This is a genomic window from Falsarthrobacter nasiphocae, from assembly GCF_031456275.1.
Lineage (GTDB): Bacteria > Actinomycetota > Actinomycetes > Actinomycetales > Micrococcaceae > Falsarthrobacter > Falsarthrobacter nasiphocae.
Genome location: NZ_JAVDUI010000001.1, coordinates 447,109 through 464,472 on the forward strand (window position 1 = coordinate 447,109; position 17,364 = coordinate 464,472).

Annotated in this window: 12 protein-coding genes; 1 reads left to right on the plus strand and 11 read right to left on the minus strand. The window is 72.9% G+C overall.

The features are described 5' to 3' along the window. Window positions 1-76: 76 nt before the first annotated feature. The 3 genes from J2S35_RS01985 to J2S35_RS01995 are packed head-to-tail and all read right to left on the minus strand — an operon-like array spanning window position 77 to window position 7,369. Window positions 77-3,583: an ATP-dependent helicase gene (locus J2S35_RS01985; RefSeq protein ID WP_309849259.1), complete on the minus strand. Its 3,507-nt coding sequence runs from the start codon at window positions 3,581-3,583 to the stop codon at window positions 77-79. Then, a complete protein-coding gene (locus tag J2S35_RS01990) occupies window positions 3,580-6,975 on the minus strand; it encodes a PD-(D/E)XK nuclease family protein (protein ID WP_309849261.1) in 3,396 nt (1,131 codons plus the stop codon). Before J2S35_RS01990 ends, J2S35_RS01985 begins: the two co-directional genes overlap by 4 nt. Continuing rightward, window positions 6,953-7,369 (minus strand): MGMT family protein, encoded by a 417-nt coding sequence (locus J2S35_RS01995; RefSeq protein WP_309849263.1) that lies wholly within the window; start codon window positions 7,367-7,369, stop codon window positions 6,953-6,955. The genes J2S35_RS01990 and J2S35_RS01995 overlap by 23 nt, the downstream gene beginning before the upstream one ends. A 42-nt stretch (window positions 7,370-7,411) precedes the next feature. Here J2S35_RS01995 and J2S35_RS02000 point away from each other — a divergent pair, with 42 nt between their 5' ends. Next, window positions 7,412-8,119, plus strand: coding sequence for a 3'-5' exonuclease (locus tag J2S35_RS02000; RefSeq protein WP_309849265.1), 708 nt, complete (start codon window positions 7,412-7,414; stop codon window positions 8,117-8,119). Window positions 8,120-8,279: 160 nt separating this feature from the next. On the opposite strand, the gene hemL is transcribed toward J2S35_RS02000, so the two are convergent. From hemL to hemE, 8 genes are all read right to left on the minus strand, one after another. Then, window positions 8,280-9,587 (minus strand): glutamate-1-semialdehyde 2,1-aminomutase, encoded by a 1,308-nt coding sequence (gene hemL, locus J2S35_RS02005; protein ID WP_309849267.1) that lies wholly within the window; start codon window positions 9,585-9,587, stop codon window positions 8,280-8,282. A 143-nt stretch (window positions 9,588-9,730) separates the two neighbouring features. Next, window positions 9,731-10,714 (minus strand): porphobilinogen synthase, encoded by a 984-nt coding sequence (gene hemB, locus J2S35_RS02010; protein WP_309849270.1) that lies wholly within the window; start codon window positions 10,712-10,714, stop codon window positions 9,731-9,733. Next, window positions 10,711-11,694 (minus strand): uroporphyrinogen-III synthase, encoded by a 984-nt coding sequence (locus J2S35_RS02015; RefSeq protein WP_309849272.1) that lies wholly within the window; start codon window positions 11,692-11,694, stop codon window positions 10,711-10,713. Before J2S35_RS02015 ends, hemB begins: the two co-directional genes overlap by 4 nt. A gap of 38 nt (window positions 11,695-11,732) precedes the next feature. Then, window positions 11,733-12,722 carry a hydroxymethylbilane synthase gene (gene hemC / locus J2S35_RS02020; protein WP_309849275.1) on the minus strand — a complete coding sequence of 330 codons (990 nt, stop codon included), beginning with the start codon at window positions 12,720-12,722 and terminating at the stop codon, window positions 11,733-11,735. After that, window positions 12,719-13,987, minus strand: coding sequence for a ferrochelatase (locus tag J2S35_RS02025; protein WP_380083936.1), 1,269 nt, complete (start codon window positions 13,985-13,987; stop codon window positions 12,719-12,721). The genes hemC and J2S35_RS02025 overlap by 4 nt, the downstream gene beginning before the upstream one ends. Further along, entirely contained in the window at window positions 13,984-14,646 is a 663-nt protein-coding gene (gene hemQ / locus J2S35_RS02030) for a hydrogen peroxide-dependent heme synthase (RefSeq protein WP_309849278.1), read from the minus strand. The genes J2S35_RS02025 and hemQ overlap by 4 nt, the downstream gene beginning before the upstream one ends. Before the next feature lie 71 nt (window positions 14,647-14,717). Next, complete coding sequence (locus tag J2S35_RS02035; protein ID WP_309849280.1) at window positions 14,718-16,253, minus strand: protoporphyrinogen/coproporphyrinogen oxidase; 1,536 nt, start codon at window positions 16,251-16,253, stop codon at window positions 14,718-14,720. Then, window positions 16,250-17,359, minus strand: a complete 1,110-nt coding sequence (hemE, locus tag J2S35_RS02040) for a uroporphyrinogen decarboxylase (RefSeq protein WP_309849282.1) — start codon at window positions 17,357-17,359, stop codon at window positions 16,250-16,252. Before hemE ends, J2S35_RS02035 begins: the two co-directional genes overlap by 4 nt. Between the last annotated feature and the right edge of the window lie 5 nt (window positions 17,360-17,364).

Genomic DNA, 17,364 nt, shown 5'->3' on the forward strand with positions numbered 1-17,364 from the left:
CGGCGCGCCCCGCGCACGTCGTCCCCCTCATGGACTCGCGCCCCGCGCACGTCGTCGCCCTCCGGCTCCCGCGGCCCTAGCCTTCCGGCCCCGCGGTCCGCTCGACCCTGGACGCGAAAAGGGCCGTGAGCTCGGACGCCGTCGGCAGCGGATCGGGGCGAACGACCGTGTTCGAGTCCACGTAGTAGAAGCACGCGCTCACGGATTCCTCCGGGACGCCCTTGAGCTGTGCCCACCCGAGACGGTACAGCGCGAGCTGCAGTGACTTGACCCGCAGATCGTCGCCGGTGGGAACCCGCCCCGTCTTCCAGTCGAGGAGCTCCCATGTGCCATCCGCGTTGTGGAAGATCGCGTCCACGCGCCCCTTGATGCGCTGCCCGCTGATCTTCGTCTCGATGAGGACCTCGACGCCGTCGGCGCTCCGTTCCGCCCACTCCGACGCCAGGAAGTTCTCTTTGAGGCGGTCGAGTTCGAGGTCCTCGGCCTCGTCCGAGTCGCTCCAGAGCTCGTCGAAGTCGAACCCGGCGCTGCGCTGGAAATGCTCTTCCACGTAGGCATGGAACGTGGTGCCACGCCGGGCCGCGAGGCTGGGTCGACGTGGGATGGGCCTCGCCAGCTGCTCCGCCGCAGACTGCCCCTCCCCCGCGATCCCGACGAAGCTGGAGACCGAGATGACGGGCGGAATCTCCAGAATGCCGGCCTCCTCAGCGCGGCGCTCGCTCTCCGCATGCGCCAGCGCGACAAGCCGCTGGGCCTCGGCTGCCCAGGCCTCACCGAGCGTTGAGCGGGGCCGGGCGGATGCGGGCTCGCCTGCGCCGTCCGCGCCGCCCAGCGCGGCGATGACAGCGCGCTGGGCCGCCTCGAACCCAGGGCGGCGGCTGCCGAGGGGATCGAGGGGCCACTCGGCTGTGCGCCGAACCGCCCCGACGGGGTTCCGTGGCGGGACCCCTCCAAAACTCTCGAGGGGGTCGCTGCCGAGGTGGACCACGGTGCTGTGGTGCTCAACAGCCGCGCGCTGGGCCGCCCCCATGGCCTCGAGGAAGTACGTGCTCGGCTTGCGGCCCTTGGCCTTGCCGTCGGCGAAGAGGGACCACGAGAGCCAGAGCGTGGAGCGGGCCCGGGTCACGGCGACGTAGGCGAGGCGCCGCTCTTCGCGCTCCGAGTACGTGTCGTACTCCTCCGCGAAGAGGGCGTGGGAGTCCTCGAAGTCTTTTCCCGTCTCCGTCTGAATCTCCCAGACGGGGAGGTTTGCCGCGTCTCCGCGGAGCTCGAACGGGATCATCGAGCCGCCCTCCTTGGTCCAGGGCACGGAGAGGCTGCTCGGGAACGTGCCCTCGACGAGCCCGGGGATGATGACCACGTCCCATTCCAGCCCCTTCGAGGCGTGGACGGTCATGAGCTGGACGACGTCCGCCCGGGCTTCCACCTCGGCGGGCTTCAGCCCGTCCTCGTGCTCTGCCGCAAGGTCGAGCCAGTCGAGGAACGCGGACACGCTCACGGCGGTGCGGGTCCGCGCGAACCCTGCCGCCTCGTCGAGGAGCGCCTCCACGTGGCGGCGCGCAGCGTGGGGCGATCCCGTGGGCAGGGCCTCAAGCTCGATGTCGAGGCCGATCTCCCGCTCGACCGCCTGGATGACGTCGAGCAGGTCGTCGGACGGCATGCGGCGCAGGCGCACGACGAGGTCCCGGGCCTCCCGCAGGCGCCGCAGTCCCTCCTCTGAAATAGAGCGGCCGTGCCGGGACACCCAGCTGGTGTCCGGCGGCAGCTCCTCAAGCGCCATGACGAGGGACGGCGACTCAGCCGTGTCCTCCGCCTCTCGCACATCCACGTCCTCGGGTGCTGCCTCTGGGCTGATGCGTCCGCCCGCTCGGCGGGATTCGACGGCGGCGACGTGACGGGCCCAGTCCCCGAAGGCAGCGAGGTCCCGCGTGCCGAGGGCAAATTTGGGCGAGGCGAGAATGCGCAGCATGGAGTCCGAGCGGGCAGCGTCCGTCATGACACGCAGGTAGGCGAGGATCTCGACGACCTCGGGCGCCTCCAAGAGCGCCCCGATGCCCGTGAGCTCCGCAGGGATGCCTCGGCGGATGAGCTCCTCGTAGATGGGGCCAAGCGCTGACTTGGTGCGGGAGAGCACGGCCACGGACGGCGCGGGCTCCCCCGGAGGGGCGTCCCGCCGGGCTGCGACAAAGTCCGCCACGGCCTGGATCTCGGAGCGCCGCTCCGTCATGGCGGCGAGCACCTCACGGACCTCGTCGACGGACTGATCCCGGTCCTCGGGTTCGAGGGCCTCGATTCGGGCGAGCTGCTCCTCCACGCTGGTCCCGAACGAGGCGAACTGCCCGAAGACCACCTCTCCGCGGCCGGCCTTGGGCGAGGGGGCGAGCTCCTTGACGTCGACCTGCGGCGCGCGGACGAAGGCGGGAGTCTCGCCGAGCGGCTCGGAGAGTGCGTTGGCGATGTCGAGCACCGCGCGGGGGTTGCGCCACGCCTGGTTGAGGTTGAGCTGGCCGGCGGGGCGGCCGGGGAGGCTGAACCGCTGAACGAACGCCGCGAGCTGGCCGGCCGAGGCTCCCCTGAAGCCGTAGATGGACTGGTTCGGGTCGCCCACGGCGGTGATGCCCCGTGCTCCGACGACCTCACCGTCCACAATGCGAGGGCCAAAGAGTTCGGCGAACAGCTCCATCTGGGTGTGCGAGGTGTCCTGGAATTCGTCCAGGAGGACATAGCGATACCGCGAGCGCTCGGCGGCCCCGACGTCGGGGAACTCCCGCGCGAGGCGAACGGCCATGTCGATGAGGTCCCCGAAGTCGAGGAAGCCTTCGGTCCTCTTGAGGCGCTCATACTGCTCCGCCAGGAGGGTCTGAACGAGGCGGCCCTGCAGACGATCAACGAGGGCCACCGCCCCCGCGCGCGTCTTCGCCGCGACCGCCGCCTGGCCCGCGTCACGGTAGGCGGCGAGTGTCTCGCGGATCTCGGCCCAGGACGCGCCGTGCTCAGCGCGCTCGCCCACAAGCCGGAGGATGTTGCCGGTGGCGGTCGAGAGTGCTGTTCCGCCGAGGTCCTCGACGTTGCCCGCGTAGGCGTCCAAGACCCCGCGAGCCCGCATGAATGCCTCGGCCTCGCCGATGAGCGGTGCCGTGGGCTCGACGCCCAGCCGCAGGCCGTAGTCGGCGACGAGCCGGTTGGCGAAGGAGTGGTAGGTGGAGACGTCGACGTCGAGGTCGTCGAGCAGTGCGGCACCGGCCTCCTCGACCCCAGCCCGGCGCTTGGCCGAGTCCAGGAGCGCCAGCTTCTCACGGATGCGGTGACTCAGCTCCGCGGCCGCCTTCTTCGTGAAGGTGACACCGAGGATCTCATGCGGGGCCGCGAGCCCCTGGCTGACAATCCACGCCACCTTCTCCGCCATGGTGCGAGTCTTGCCGGATCCGGCACCGGCCACGACGAGCAGGCACCCTTCGGTCGAGGTGATGACCTCAGACTGGGCCTGCGTGGGCGGGATGACGGGCTGGCCTGGCGGCGTCAGCGCCGCGGCGAGCGCGGCGGGGTCGGCTGGCGGCCAGTCCTGGGGCATTGTGGCGTTCATGCCTGGTTCCCCTCCTCGGGTGAATTCTCGGGAAGATCGAGCCGCGTGACGGGGCGCCCCTGCGGCAGCAGCGGATCAATCTCCGGCAGCTGGCTCCGGTCTCGCTCCCCCGCCCGGTAGGCCGCGAAGGACGCGCCGGTCATGGTGCGGGCGGCTTCTGCGACGAGGACCTCGGCGAGGCTCGAGATCCCCGCGCCCTGTTGCCGCACCGTCGCCACCTTTTTGGCGTTCGGTTTGCCGAGATAGACGAGGAGCGCCTCCTCAGTGCGCTCGACGCCCTCGAGTCCGCCCAGCTCGGCGGCGTACTGGTAGACGGCCATCTGGGGATGCACGGCCCCTTCGGCTGCTGTGACGGACGTCTTGCTCGTCTTGAGATCGACGACTGTCCAGCCTCCGTCCGTGCGGCGTTCAAGGCGGTCGATGGTGCCCTTGAGGACGACGGTCCGGGGCACGCCTCTCACGGGGAGCTCGACCTGGGCCAGGAAGGACTTCTCCACGTCTCCCGCCGTCACGTCCCTCCCCTCCGAGCGGGCTTGGATGGCGTACTGCGCGAAGGACGACACGAGGTGCTCCGCGTGGGCGCGCTCGGCACGGGATGACAGGGAGTCGTCGAAGTTCAGGTCCGCCCAGGCCCGTTCGAGCGCCTCGGTGAGCTCTTCCCGCTCGCCGCTCGGATACCGCTCCGCCAGGGCGTGCACGAGCGTGCCGAGCGAACGGGAGAACTCCCGGGCAGGCTCACCGCCGACGTACTGGACGAACCATCCAAGCGGGTCCTCGATGGCCTGCTGGATCTTCGATGGGGAGACGACGATCACAGCCTCGGGACCGACGACCGGGGCGGTCGTCGACAGAGCCCGGCTCCCCCACCAGGTCTCGGGCCTTGTGAGGCTGGCGTCCCGCACGCCCGAGGTGGCCAAGAGCGCCAGAACGGAGGCCGCATCGGCTGCCTCGGGGGCCGGCGCGGACTCGGCCGCGCGGCGCAGCTCGCCGATGAGCGCTCGAATGGTCTGAGGCCGGGGCGGATGCACCGGCCGGATGGCGTGGGGGCTCAGCCCCGCCGCGAGCGCGACGAGGTCGAAGAAGAGGCTCGGCGACTCCCCGTCCCCGTTGACCGCGGTGATGACGAGCCGCGACGTGGCACGGGTGATGGCGGCGAGGAAGAGGCGCAGCTCGTCCCGCCGGACGGCGGAGACCCGCTCCGCGTGCCCCGAGTACACGACGGGGCGGCCTTCCCGCTCTGCGGCGAGGGCCTCGAGGAAGTCGCTCGTGCCGAAGAGCTCACCACGCACACGGGGGTTGGGCCAGCGGCCCTCCTGGACGCCTGCCACGAAGACAACGGCGAATTCGCGCCCCGCAGCCGTGACGGGAGTCAGCACGGATACTGCCGATCCTCCGGCGGCCCTCTTGGCCACGGTGTCCACGGGGACGGCCTGTTCGATGAGCTCCGCGAGGAACTCGTCTGCGGCGGCGCCCGGCCTCTGATCCATGAAGCGCTCGGCGGCGTAGAACAGCGACATCACGGCGTCCAGGTCCCGATTGGCCCGGTCCGCCGCTGCCCCCGTCCCTGCGGCGGCAGACCGCCAGACCGGGGCGCGCCCGGATTCCTCCCACAGCCCCCAGAGGACGTGCTGCGGGTCCTTGTTCTTGGTCTCGTACTCCCGGCGGCCCGCCGCGATCATGCGGCTGAGGCGATCGATCCCCTCGATGCCGGTCTCCGACGCGGGGTCGCTCGCGGCCTCGATGAGCAGCTGGTCGCTGAGCGGGATCCTCGCCTCGGTCAGGGGCGGCGCACCCTCCAGCGGGGCCCCGCCGCCTCCGGCGGCCATGGGGTCCCCAGACGCCGGGTTCGGCGACGCCTGGTCCGCGGGCTCGCCAGACCAGGACCGGACGAGGGCCAGCCGTGCACGGCGGCGAAGCTCCTGGCGGGCCCTCCGGAGGTCCACGCTGGACATGCCGATGAGCGGCGATGTGAGGACCTCCGTCAGGACGGCGACCTCGGGCTCCTCTGCGCTGACGACAACCTCCATGAGCGCCACGAGCGGCCGCACCGCGGGGGTCTCCTTGAGCGTCAGAACGGCCGGGGGGACCTCCACAGGAATGCCAAGCGATGTCAGCTGGCGCTCGACACTGCGGGCCTCCGAGCCGGAGCGGACCACAACGGCGATGTCGGCGAACCCGACGTTGGCCCCCTCCGACACGACGAGATCGAGAATGCGCGTGCCGATGAGCCGGTGCTCGTGGAAGGGGTGGCTCACGACAAGGCACTCGACCTCGCCCCCAGCGGCCTCCCCGCGCGCGTCTGCCGCCGGAGCCGCCGCGCCGGGGCCGAGCGGCTGGACGCCGAGCCGCGCCCGGAGGCTCTCCGCTACGGCCGCCAGCGTGCCCGAGGAGCGCCGATTGGGGCCGGCGTCCTCCTGACGATCCGCCAGAGCCGCGAGGCGGCGGCCCGTCCTGGCTGGGTCGGCGCCGCGGAACACCTGGACCGCGGACGCTTCGTCGAACGCGACGATCGCGGGAGCGCCCGTGGGCCGCAGTGCCCCCACGAGGGCCTCGAGGAGGGCGAGCTCGGGCATCGTGACGTTGTGCGCGTCATCCACCACAAGGAGGCCCTGCCGCGCGGCCTCCGCCCGCCCGAACTCGGGGTTCTCCCTCAGGATGCCGCGCGCCACGAGACTCAGCTCGAGGGCGTCCAGGGCTTCCGAGTCCCCCAGCGCGCTCTGGAAGCGGTACTCCGCCATGAGCCGGCCCGCGAGCGCCCACTCCGGCCGGTTGTGCCTCGCGGCCAGGGCGGTCACATCCGCCTCCGGGTCAGCCTCCACCTGAATGGCCTGATCCGCGAAGTCCCGAAGCTGCTGCCGAAGCCCCAGCGTTCCGGCCGCGAGAGCCATGGTGGGGGGAAGGGAGGCCTCAGGGACGCGGCTGAGCAGCGCGTGGTAGCGGTGGTCCTGCTCCGCTCCGGTGCGAAGGCGCGGGGCACCCCGCATCCAGGGGATGAGGCCCTGGGCCTCGGCTCTGCTGATGATCTCGAACGCGAAGGCGGGCCAGGTCATGCTGCGGCTGGCCCCGAGGCCCTCCTCCGACTCCGCAGCGAGGTCCGCCGCGAACCGGGAGGCTGCCGCACGGGACGAGGAGATCATGAGCACGGGCGTGCCCTCCTCACGGAGGTGCCGCAGGGCGGTGGCCCGCAGGCGGCTTGACTTCCCCGACCCCGCAACGCCCGTCAGAAGCGTCACGCCGGGGGCGGGTGGGGGCACGTCCCGGGCATACTCGCCGACCGCGGCCCGCCTCACTGGGGCCATGACCAGCCTCTTGGTGCCGCGCACCTGACCGCGCCCGCCCGTCTGCGCCGCGCCCGCTTCCGTCACGGCGTCACGTCCTGCTGCTCTTGTCATGCAAACCAGTCAAACACGAGGGGTGGACACGTTGAGCCGACGCCGCCTCAATGGCGGCATCCACCGCGCGCAGCACGTCGTCGTCCGCTCTCCAGCGCGCGAGAGCCATCCGCACCCGCTTCCCATCCGGCATGAGCGGGGTGCCCTCCTCCGCCCAGCGCCGCCACGCCTCAGGGGCGAGGCGCTCCACGATGCTCCCGTCAGCGCGGATGACCCGCCACCAGGGGACGCCGGGCACGAGGCCCCCGGCGAGCGCCGCCGCACTGTGCCGCCCGCTCCCGTACCCAATGGCCTCGGCTGCGTCCGAGTACGCGATGACGCGCCCCGGGGGGATCGACTCGATGAGGACGCGCAGGCCCGCCACATAATCAGGTGGGAGGCTTGGCCGCGTCATGCTCCCAGCCTATCCAGGACCCGCGGCAGATAGGCTGAATCCATGTCTACAGCAGCGCCCACGTGGCTTGATCTTCCGTGCGTCGGATTCGACCTCGAGACGACGGGGCGTGACCCCCGGACCGCGCTCGTCGTCACCGCAGCCCTCATCATCGTCAACGGCCGCGGCGAGGAGCTCCAGCGCCGCGAGTGGCTCGTGGACCCGGGCGTCGAGATCCCGCAGCAGGCCTCGGACGTCCACGGGATCACGACGGCGAAGGCTCGCGCCGAGGGCATTCCCGCCGCGCAGGCGATCGCCGAGATCTCCCAGGCTCTCGACGAGCTCGTCGAGGCCGAGCTGCCCCTCGTCGCGTTCAACGGCGCCTACGACTTCACCGTCATGGCCCACGAGCGCCAGCGCCACGGCATCACGGGCCGCGCGCCCCGGCCGGTCATCGACCCGTTCATCCTCCAGAAGCACGTGGACAAGTACCGCAAGGGCAAGAAGACCCTCACCGCCCTCTGCGAGAGCTACGGGATCTCCCTGGAGAACGCGCACACTGCGGCCGACGACGCCCTGGCCGCCGTCCACCTCGCCCGCGCGCTGGGGACGAAGTTCCCGGCCATCCGGATGGGCGCCGCGGAGCTCCACGACGCGCAGGTCGGCTGGGCCAAGGCCCAGGCGGCGGACTTCCAGGAGTACAAGCGCCGCACCGACCCGAGCGCCACGATCGAGGGCGGCTGGCCGACGTACGGGGGCTCCCCGGCCTAGCGCCTCGACGCTTCTCCGTCTCGCCCCTCGGCCCCGCTCCTCCCCTTTCCTCCTCGTTCCTCGGCCCCTTTCCTCCTCGTTGCGCGGCGAGTTTCAACCACACACCGGCGCCCCGGCGTGCGAAGATCGCCGCGCAACGAGAGGGCAGGAGAGGCGGCGACTACCCCTGCGGCGTCGCCGCGGCCGCGGCCTTGGCGGCTGCAGGCAGCGCGGCCTCGATCCGCTCGAGCGCGGCGTCGTCGTGCGCCGAGGAGAGGAACCACGCCTCGAAGACGCTCGGGGGCAGGTACACGCCCGAGTCCAGCATCGAGTGGAAGAACGGCGCGTAGCGGAAGGACTCCTGGGCCTGCGCGTCGTCGTAGTTCGCCACCCCTCGCTGGCTCGTGCCGAAGGAGACCGAGAACAGGTTGCCGGCCCGCTGGATCGAGTGGTCCACGCCCTCCGCGTCCAGGGCCGCCGCGAGGCTGCGCTGGAGACGCAGGGACGCGGCGTCGACGTGCTCGTAGACCTCGCTCGTGGCGTTCTGCAGCGTGGCCACGCCCGCGGCCATCGCCACCGGGTTCCCCGAGAGCGTGCCCGCCTGGTAGACGGGACCGAGGGGCGCGAGGTACTCCATGACCTCGCGGCGCCCGCCCAGAGCCGCCGTCGGCAGCCCGCCGCCGATGACCTTGCCGAACGTCAGAAGGTCCGGGGCCCAGCCCGACTCGGCCAGGGCCCAGTATCCGCCCGGCCCCACGCGGAAGCCCGTGAGGACCTCGTCCATGATGAGGAGGGCGCCGTTCTCCTCCGTGATCCGGCGCAGCCCCGCGTTGAAGCCCTCGCCCGGAGCGACGACGCCCATGTTCGCGGGCGCTGCCTCCGTGATGACGGCGGCGATCCGGCCCGGGTGCGCCTCGAACGCCGCCTCGACGGCGCCGAGGTCGTTGTACGGCAGCACGAGCGTCTCGGCGGCCGTGGCCTCGGTGACGCCCGCGGAGCCGGGCATGGCGAACGTCGCGAGCCCTGAGCCGGCGGCGGCCAGGAGGCCGTCCTGGTGCCCGTGGTAGCAGCCGGCGAACTTGATGACGAGGTTCCGTCCCGTGAATCCGCGGGCCAGGCGGACTGCCGTCATGGTCGCCTCGGTGCCCGTGGAGACCATGCGCAGGCGCTCCACTGCGGAAACGCGGCCGACGACGAGCTCCGCGAGCTCAGCCTCCGCCGGCGTGGACGTGCCGAACCCCAGGCCCCGGGCCGCGGCGGCCTGGACCGCCTCGATGACGGCGGGGTGGGCGTGGCCCAGGAGCGCGGGACCCCAGGAGCACACGAGGTCGACGTACTCGCGGCCCTCGGCGTCGGTCAGGATGGCGCCCTCGCCTTTGACCATGAAGCGGGGCGTGCCGCCCACGGAGCCGAAGGCTCGCACGGGCGAGTTCACGCCGCCCGGCATGAGGTGGGAGGCGGTGTCGAAGAGCTGCTGGTTCGTCGTCATGACGCTCCTTCGCGGATGGGGTTGGCGGCGGCGGTGCGCGCCGCGGGGAAAGGGCATAGTCGGGGCGGGGCCGGGTCAATCGGGCCCCCGCCCCCCTAGTCAGGCGGGCGCCCGTGCCGACTCAGGCGGGCACCCGTGGCAGGTCAGGCGTCCTCGCGGATCCAGCGGGCCGCGTCCGTGGCCCAGTAGGTGAGGATGGAGGTGGCTCCGGCTCGGGTGATCGCGGTGAGGGCCTCCGTGACGCTCGCGCGACGGTCGATCCAGCCGTTGGCGGCCGCTGCCTCGATCATCGCGTACTCGCCGGAGATCTGGTAGGCCCCGACGGGCACGGGGCTGAACTCGGCGACATCGGCGAGGACGTCAAGGTTGGTCATCGCAGGCTTGACCATGACCATGTCGGCGCCCTCGAGGACGTCTGCCTCCACCTCGGCGAGGGCCTCGCGCCGGTTGCGCATGTCCATCTGGTAGGTGCGGCGGTCCCCCTTGAGCTGGGAGTTGACGGCCTCGCGGAACGGCCCGTAGAACGCGGACGCGTACTTGGCGGAGTAGGCGAAGATGCCCGTGGAGACGTGGCCCGCGTCCTCGAGGGCCTGGCGGATGACCGCGACCTCGCCGTCCATCTTGCCGCTGGGGCCGAGCATGTGCGCGCCCGCCGCGGCCTGTGCCACGGCCATCTGGGCGTAGAGCTCGAGTGTCGCGTCGTTGTCCACGGTCCCGTCCTCGGCGAGGACGCCGCAGTGCCCGTGATCGGTGAACTCGTCGAGGCAGACGTCGGACATGACGACGAGGTCGTCGCCGACCTCCGCGCGCACGTCCGCGATGGCGACGTTGAGGATGCCCTCCGGGTCGATCGCCCCCGAGCCGGTCGCGTCGTGGGCCTCGGGCACGCCGAAGAGCATGATGCCGCCCACGCCCGCCTCGACGGCCTCTGCCGCGGCGCGCTTGAGCGAGTCCCGCGAGTGCTGGACGACGCCGGGCATCGACGTGATCGGCGACGGCTCGCTGAGGCCCTCCCGGACGAACGCGGGCAGGATGAGCGAGCCCGCGCTGAGCCGGGTCTCGGCCACGAGGCCTCGCATCGCGGCGGACTGGCGCAGCCGCCTCAGGCGCTGGGACGGAAAGCTCATGGTGTCTCCTCGGTCTCGGGTGGGCGCCGCGTGGAACTGAGGTGGCGGCGCGGGTCTTGGTCTGCGGTGTCGGTGTCGGTGAAGCCTGGCTCGGCGCGTGCGTTCTGCTCGTCGGCGGAGCGCGTCAGGGCGGTCAGGAGGGCGACGGCGGCGGCCGGCTCGGGCGTCTCGCACTCCCCTGCCGGCTCGCGTCCGGCGGCCCGCAGCTGGGCCGTCGTGCTCGGGCCGATCGAGAGGATCGGCACCCCGGCGTCTGCGCGGGCGGCGGGAAACTCGGCGAGGATGCGCCGCGCGGTCGAGGGGCTCGTCGCGATCATCGCAGTCCACTCAAGCCTACGCGCCTCGTCCAGGCCGAGCTCCGGTCCGGGGCTCACGGGCTCCCGCGGGCTGCCGCCTGCCGGGGCGCCGTCCCCTCCCGGCGTACCGGGGGGCGGGGTCGTGATTCGCCGTCCTGGCCTCGCGGGGGCGTCCACGGTCAGGTAGACGTCGAGCGCGGTCACCTCCCAGCCGAGGTCCCGCAGACCGCCCTCGAGGGTCGGCGCTGCGAGGTTTCCGTGCGGCAGGAACGCGGCGCGCGGGGCCTGGTGCGCGGCGAGGCGGAGGATGCCTCGCGCGTTCATCGCGCGCTCCGGCATGAGCTCGGCGGCCACCCCTGCCGCCTCCAGGGCGCGCCGGGTTCCCTCTCCCACGGCCACGACGACGACGCTGCCCCGCCGGACGACGTCCCGAATCTCGGTCCAGACGCCGAGCTGCGCGAGGGCCTGGATGGTCGTCACCGACGTCACGACGAGCCACGGCCGCTCGGCCCCCGACTCAGCGCGGCGCCCGGCCGCGTCGAGAAGGACGGGCAGGCTCAGGGCGGGCGCGGGATCGGCCGGAAGCTCGAAGTCGATGAGGGGCACGAGCACGGGCTCGAACCCGGCCCCGCAGAGTGCCGCGACCCACTCGGCCGAGCGGTCCGCGCGGCGGGGAACAAGCACCCGCCGGGGGTGCGCGGCCGCTGCCTCAACCGGGACGGTCAGATGAGGTCACCCGCCCCGCGCTCGATCAGGGCCTCGGCCACGACGACGCCAAGCTCGAACGCCGCCGCCTCGGCCTCGTCCCCTGCCAGCTCGGGCAGCTCGAGGGACGCGCCCCCGGAGAAGACCTCGCTGCCGTCGGTGCGGACCGCCCGCGCCTCGAGGGTGAGGCGGCCGTCCTCGAACACCGCGAGCGCGCCGACGGGGGCAGAGCAGCCGGCCTCGAGGGTCGAGAGCAGGGCCCGCTCCGCGGTGACCGCGAGCCTCGTCGGCGCGTGGTCGTAGGCCGCGAGGGCCTCGGCGAGGGCGGCGGTCCGCTCGTCGTCGGAGTCCCTGACCTCCACCGCGAGGGCGCCCTGCCCGGGTGCGGGGAGCATGAGCTCAGGCGCGATGAGCTCGGTGATGTGGGACTCGCGGCCGAGCCGCTTGAGTCCCGCGGCCGCCAGGACCACGGCGTCCAGGTCCTCGCGCAGGCCTCCGGACATGTGCTGGTTGGACTCGTCGGTGAGCCGGACTCCCTTGACCCGCGAGAGGCGCGTGTCCACGTTGCCGCGGATGGCCACGACCGTGAGGTCCGGCCGCACCGCGAGGAGCTGGGCCGCCCGCCTCGGGGACCCCGTCCCGACGCTCGCGCCCTCGGGGAGGGTCTCGAGCGTCAGGCCGTCCCGGGCGCAGAGCGCGTCGCGGACGTCCTCGCGCTCGGGCACGGCACCGATCCGGAAACCGGGCTCCGGGGCCGTCGGCAGATCCTTGAGGGAGTGCACCGCGACATCGGCCTGCTGCGCCGCGAGGGCCTGCCGCACGGCGGACACGAAGACTCCCGTGCCGCCGAGCTGGGCGAGGGGCGTCGTGACGACGTCCCCCTCCGTCTTGACGAGGATCAGCTCCCCGGGCAGGCCGGAGCGCTCCGCGAGGGCGTCGAGGACCATCCCGGACTGGGTGCGGGCGAGCGCGCTCCCCCGCGTGGCCAGACGGAAGCCACCCGTCACGCGGTGCGCTCCTGGCACACGGGCGCGTCGATGGCCGCGTCAAACGCCGCGACCGTGGGACGGCGGGTGCCGTCCCGCATGACCTTCTCGCAGCAGTTGCGCGCGCAGACGTCCGCCCACGGGCCCATCTCGACGACGGATGCCCGCGTGGGCTCGCCCTCCGCCGTGGGCTCGTCCTCGGCGCGGTAGCGCTCCTGGATGAGGTCCACGAGCCCCGCCACGAAGTCCGGGTGCGTACCGGGGGTGGGGACGCGCACGGACTCAAGGCCGAGCTCGCCGCAGGTCTGCGTGGCCTCGGTGTCGAGGTCCCACGTGACCTCCATGTGGTCGCTGACGAAGCCGATCGGAACCATGAGGACCCCGTCCGTCTCGTCGGCGATCTCGGCGAGACGGTCGTTGACGTCCGGCTCGAGCCACGGCACGTGCGGGGCCCCCGAGCGAGACTGGTACACGAGCTCGTGGGGCACGTCCGCGGCGCCCGGGACGCCCGCGATGACGGTGCGCGCCACGGCGAGGTGCTGGGCCGTGTAGGCGTTGCCGCCCTCATAGGACTCGCCCTCGGGGAGACGGGGGCCGGCCGCCTCGGCGTCGCTCATCGGGATGGAGTGCGTGCAGAAGAGAATGCGCAGGCGCGGGTTGGCCACGCCCTTGTCCGCGAGCTTGCCCTTGAGGGCCTCGAGGCCCTCTTCGACGCCCTGGATGAACGGCGAGATGAAGCCGGGGTGGTCGAAGTACTGGCGGACCTTGTCCACCTCGAGCTTGCCCTCGAGCCCGCGGTCCCGGAGGGCCATGCCGTAGTCCTCGCGGTACTGCCGGCAGCTCGAGTATCCCGCGTAGGCGCTCGTCGAGAACGCGAGGACGCGGCGGTGCCCGTCCGCGTACATCGTCTCGAGGACGTCCGGCGTGTACGGCTCCCAGTTGCGGTTGCCCCAGTAGACGGGCAGGTCGAGGCCCCGCTCGGCGAGCTCGGCCTCGACGGCCGCCTTGAGCTCGCGGTTCTGCTGGTTGATGGGACTGATGCCCCCGTTGGCGCGGTAGTGGGTGGCGACCTCTTCGAGGCGCTCGTCGGGGATTCCGCGGCCGCGAGTGACGTTGCGGAGGAACGGGATGACGTCCTCCTGGCCCTCGGGCCCGCCGAAGGAGGCGAGGAGGAGGGCGTCGTAGGCGACGGGCGCCATCATGCCCTCTCGCGTCACGGGCGCGGCGTCTCCGGCGGTGGTCCCGGAGGTGCAGCAGGCGTCGTCGAAGGTCTCTCCGCAGCTCATCGGAGGACCTCGGCGATCTCGCTCGAGGAGATGCGGCGGCCGGTGTAGAACGGGGTCTCCTCGCGGACGTGGTTGCGGGCCTCGGTCTTGCGCAGGTGCCGCATGAGGTCCACGAGGTCATGGAGATCCGGGGCCTCGAGGCCGAGGATCCACTCCCAGTCCCCGAGGGCGAAGGATGCGACCGTGTTGGAGAGCACGTGCGGGTACTCGCGGCCCTTGAGGCCGTGGTCGCGGAGCATGGCACCCCGCTCCTCCTCCGGGAGGATGTACCAGTTGTAGGACCGGACGAACGGGTAGACGCAGACCCACGTGCTCGGCTCGACGCCGCGGGCGAACGCGGGCGAGTGGTTCTTCGTGAACTCGGCCTCTCGGTGCACGCCCATGGCGGAGAAGACGATCTCGGTCTCCGCGAAGAGCGGGAGGCGGCGGATCTCGCGGACGGCCGCCTGGAGGCGCTCTGGCTGCGATCCGTGGAGCCAGATCATGACGTCCGCGTCGGCGCGCATCGCGGAGACGTCGTAGGCGCCGCGCAGCGTCACGCCCTCGCTCACGAGCCGGTCCACGAGCGCGTCAAACGCCGCGTGGTCCCCCTGCGGCGACCCCGTCCGCTTGAAGACCGTCCACAAGGTGTAGAACATCGTCTCGTTCTGCTCGCTCATCGCGAATCCGACCGCCTTTCACTGGTCCGTTCACACTGGTTTCTACTGACCGTAGAAACGTGCCCACACTATCACCGGGGGCTTGTCCGAGCCTGGGAGACGACGGCCGCGAGCCCCGTCCCAGAGCGCCACGAGCCCACGATCCGCACCCCTTCGAGCCGCGGGTCCGCCTCGAGCGCCGCGAAGGCGGCAGCGGGGGCCGGGGCCCCCGGGGAGGGCGCGGTGTTGCGGTGGACGGCAACGGAGTGCGCGACGACGTCGGCTGGCGCCACCTCGACCCCTGTCAGGAGCGAGGCGTCCGCGACCGCGCGCTCAACGAGTCGCTCGCGCTCCTCCGAGCCGGGCTGCGGCCCGTCCTCCCGCGTCAGGGGCAGCCCCGCGGCGGCGAGCTCGTCCTCGGCATAGCTCAGCCGCACGATCTCCACCCCGCCGGCGACGGCCTCCAGCCAGGGCCACTTGCGCGTGGAGTGCGTCATCGCCTTGGCCGCGCTGAGCCGGGGGGTGCGGGCCGAGGGCGCCACGAGCAGGCCGGTGCCGCGGGGGGCCGCGGCGAGGCCCCGGGCCGCGACCGAGCCGGCCCTGACGGCGAGGGTGACGAGGACGATGCGCTCGCCCGGCGTGAACCCGATGGGCGTGTCCGGGTGCGCCCCGGGGGCGAGCGACTCGAGCAGCTCGCGGGCTGGGCCCGCAGGAACGGCAAGGACGACGCGGCCCGCGGTGGCCTCCCACGTGGCGGGGCCGGGCTCGCCGCGCGGGGCCGCAACCCGGACGGCGATGCGCCCGTCGTCGGCCCGGGCGAGGGACTCAGCGCGGGACAGGAGGCGCACGTGCGCGCCGGCCGCCCGCGCCTGGCCCTCCAGCTCAGTGACAAGGCGGCCCATGCCGCCCTCGAGGCCCGCGACCGCCGCGCCGGCAGGGGCTGCCTCGCGGAGGCGGGTCACGGCGCGCCCCAGGCTGCCCGCGGCGGCGAGGGCTGGCAAGAGGCCAGGGTGGAGGCGCGCGACCGGCAGGCGGTCCGGACTCGTGGAGTAGACGCCGGCCACGACGGGAGTGACGAGCTGGTCCAGCACGGCCCGCCCGAGGCGCTCCTCGACGAGCCGCGCCACGGTGACGTCCCCGGGGAATCCCCCGGCGGGCAGCGGGCGCGAGTCGAGGGCTGCGGCCCTCATCGCCTCCTCCTGCCCCACCACGGCGACGACGTCGGCCGCGAGAGGGTCCCCCGGAATGCCGAAGAGGCCGGTCTTGGGGGACGGCATGGCCCGGACGGTCCCCGCGCGAGCCTCGACGATCCACGAGCCGAGGCCCGAGGCCTCCTGGCGCGCCTCCGAAAGGCCGAGGTCGGCGAGGAGACTCGGCACGGCAGGGGACTTCGTAGCGAAGGACTCGGCACCGGCCTCGAGCCGCAGGGCGGCGAGGCGCTCGGCCTCCGCCGCGTCTGCGGCGCCGGGGCCCTGTTCGAGGCCCATGAGGCCAACGGCTCCGCCGAGGCGGCCGCTCGATTCGAGCAGGAGGGCCCGCTCGCCGGCGCGCGCGGCCTCCCACGCGCAGATCAGGCCTCCCACGCCGCCGCCGATGACGACGACGTCCCAGTCCCCCGCCCGGCTCACGAGGCGGCGTCCGTCGCGGCGGGGGCCTCCTGTCCGGCGGGGGCGTCGTCCTCAATGGAGTGGATGAGCTCGACGAGGCGGGTCAGGACCGCGGGGTCGGTCTCGGGCGGCACGCCGTGGCCCAGGTTGACGACATGGCCTGGCGCCTGGGCGCCGGAGGCGACGACGTCGCGGACGTGGGCCTCGAGGACTCCCCACGGGGCGCGGAGGAGGGCCGGGTCGATGTTGCCCTGGAGCGGCACGGAGCCCCCGAGGCGCCGGTTGGCCTCAGCGAGCGGGAGACGGTAGTCCACGCCCACGGCGTCCGCGCCGGCGTCCTTCATGGCCGCGAGCAGCTCGCTCGTTCCCGTGCCGAAGTGGATGAGGGGACGGCCGAGGTCCCGGACCGCGTCGAAGACGCTCCCGGAGGCGGGCCTGACGTGCTCCTCGTAGTCGGCGAGGCCGAGGGAGCCGGCCCAGGAGTCGAAGAGCTGGCCCGCGCTCGCGCCGGCCTCGAGCTGCGCCCGGAGGAACGCGCCGCTCGTGCGGGCCGTCCACTCGCAGAGAGCGCGCCAGGCGCCCGGGTCGCTGTGCATCATGGCGCGGGGGCCGAGGTGGTCCCGGCTCGGCCGGCCCTCGACCATGTAGGCCGCGAGCGTGAAGGGCGCGCCCGCGAAGCCGATGAGCGGGGTCTCGCCGAGCTCGGCGACGGTGAGGCGGACGGCCTCGCGGATCGGCTCGAGGGCCGAGTCCTCAAGCTCCGGGAGTGCGTCGATGTCCGCCGAGGTGCGGATGGGCGCGCCGAGGACGGGCCCCACGCCAGCGACGATGTCCACGTCGACGCCCGCGAGCTTGAGGGGCACCACGATGTCAGAGAAGAAGATGCCCGCGTCCACGCCGTGGCGGCGCACGGGCTGGACGGTGATCTCCGCGGCGAGCTCGGGGCGGAGGCACGCCTCGAGCATCCCCGTGCCCTTGCGCGCCTCCCGGTACTCCGGCAGAGACCGGCCGGCCTGGCGCATGAACCAGACCGGGCGGGTGCGGCCGCGCTGGCCCCGGAGCTCCCGGACGAGCGCCGAGTCCGGCGGGGTGGTGCGTCCATCTGCGGAGTGCGGGCTCTGGGTCATGGGCG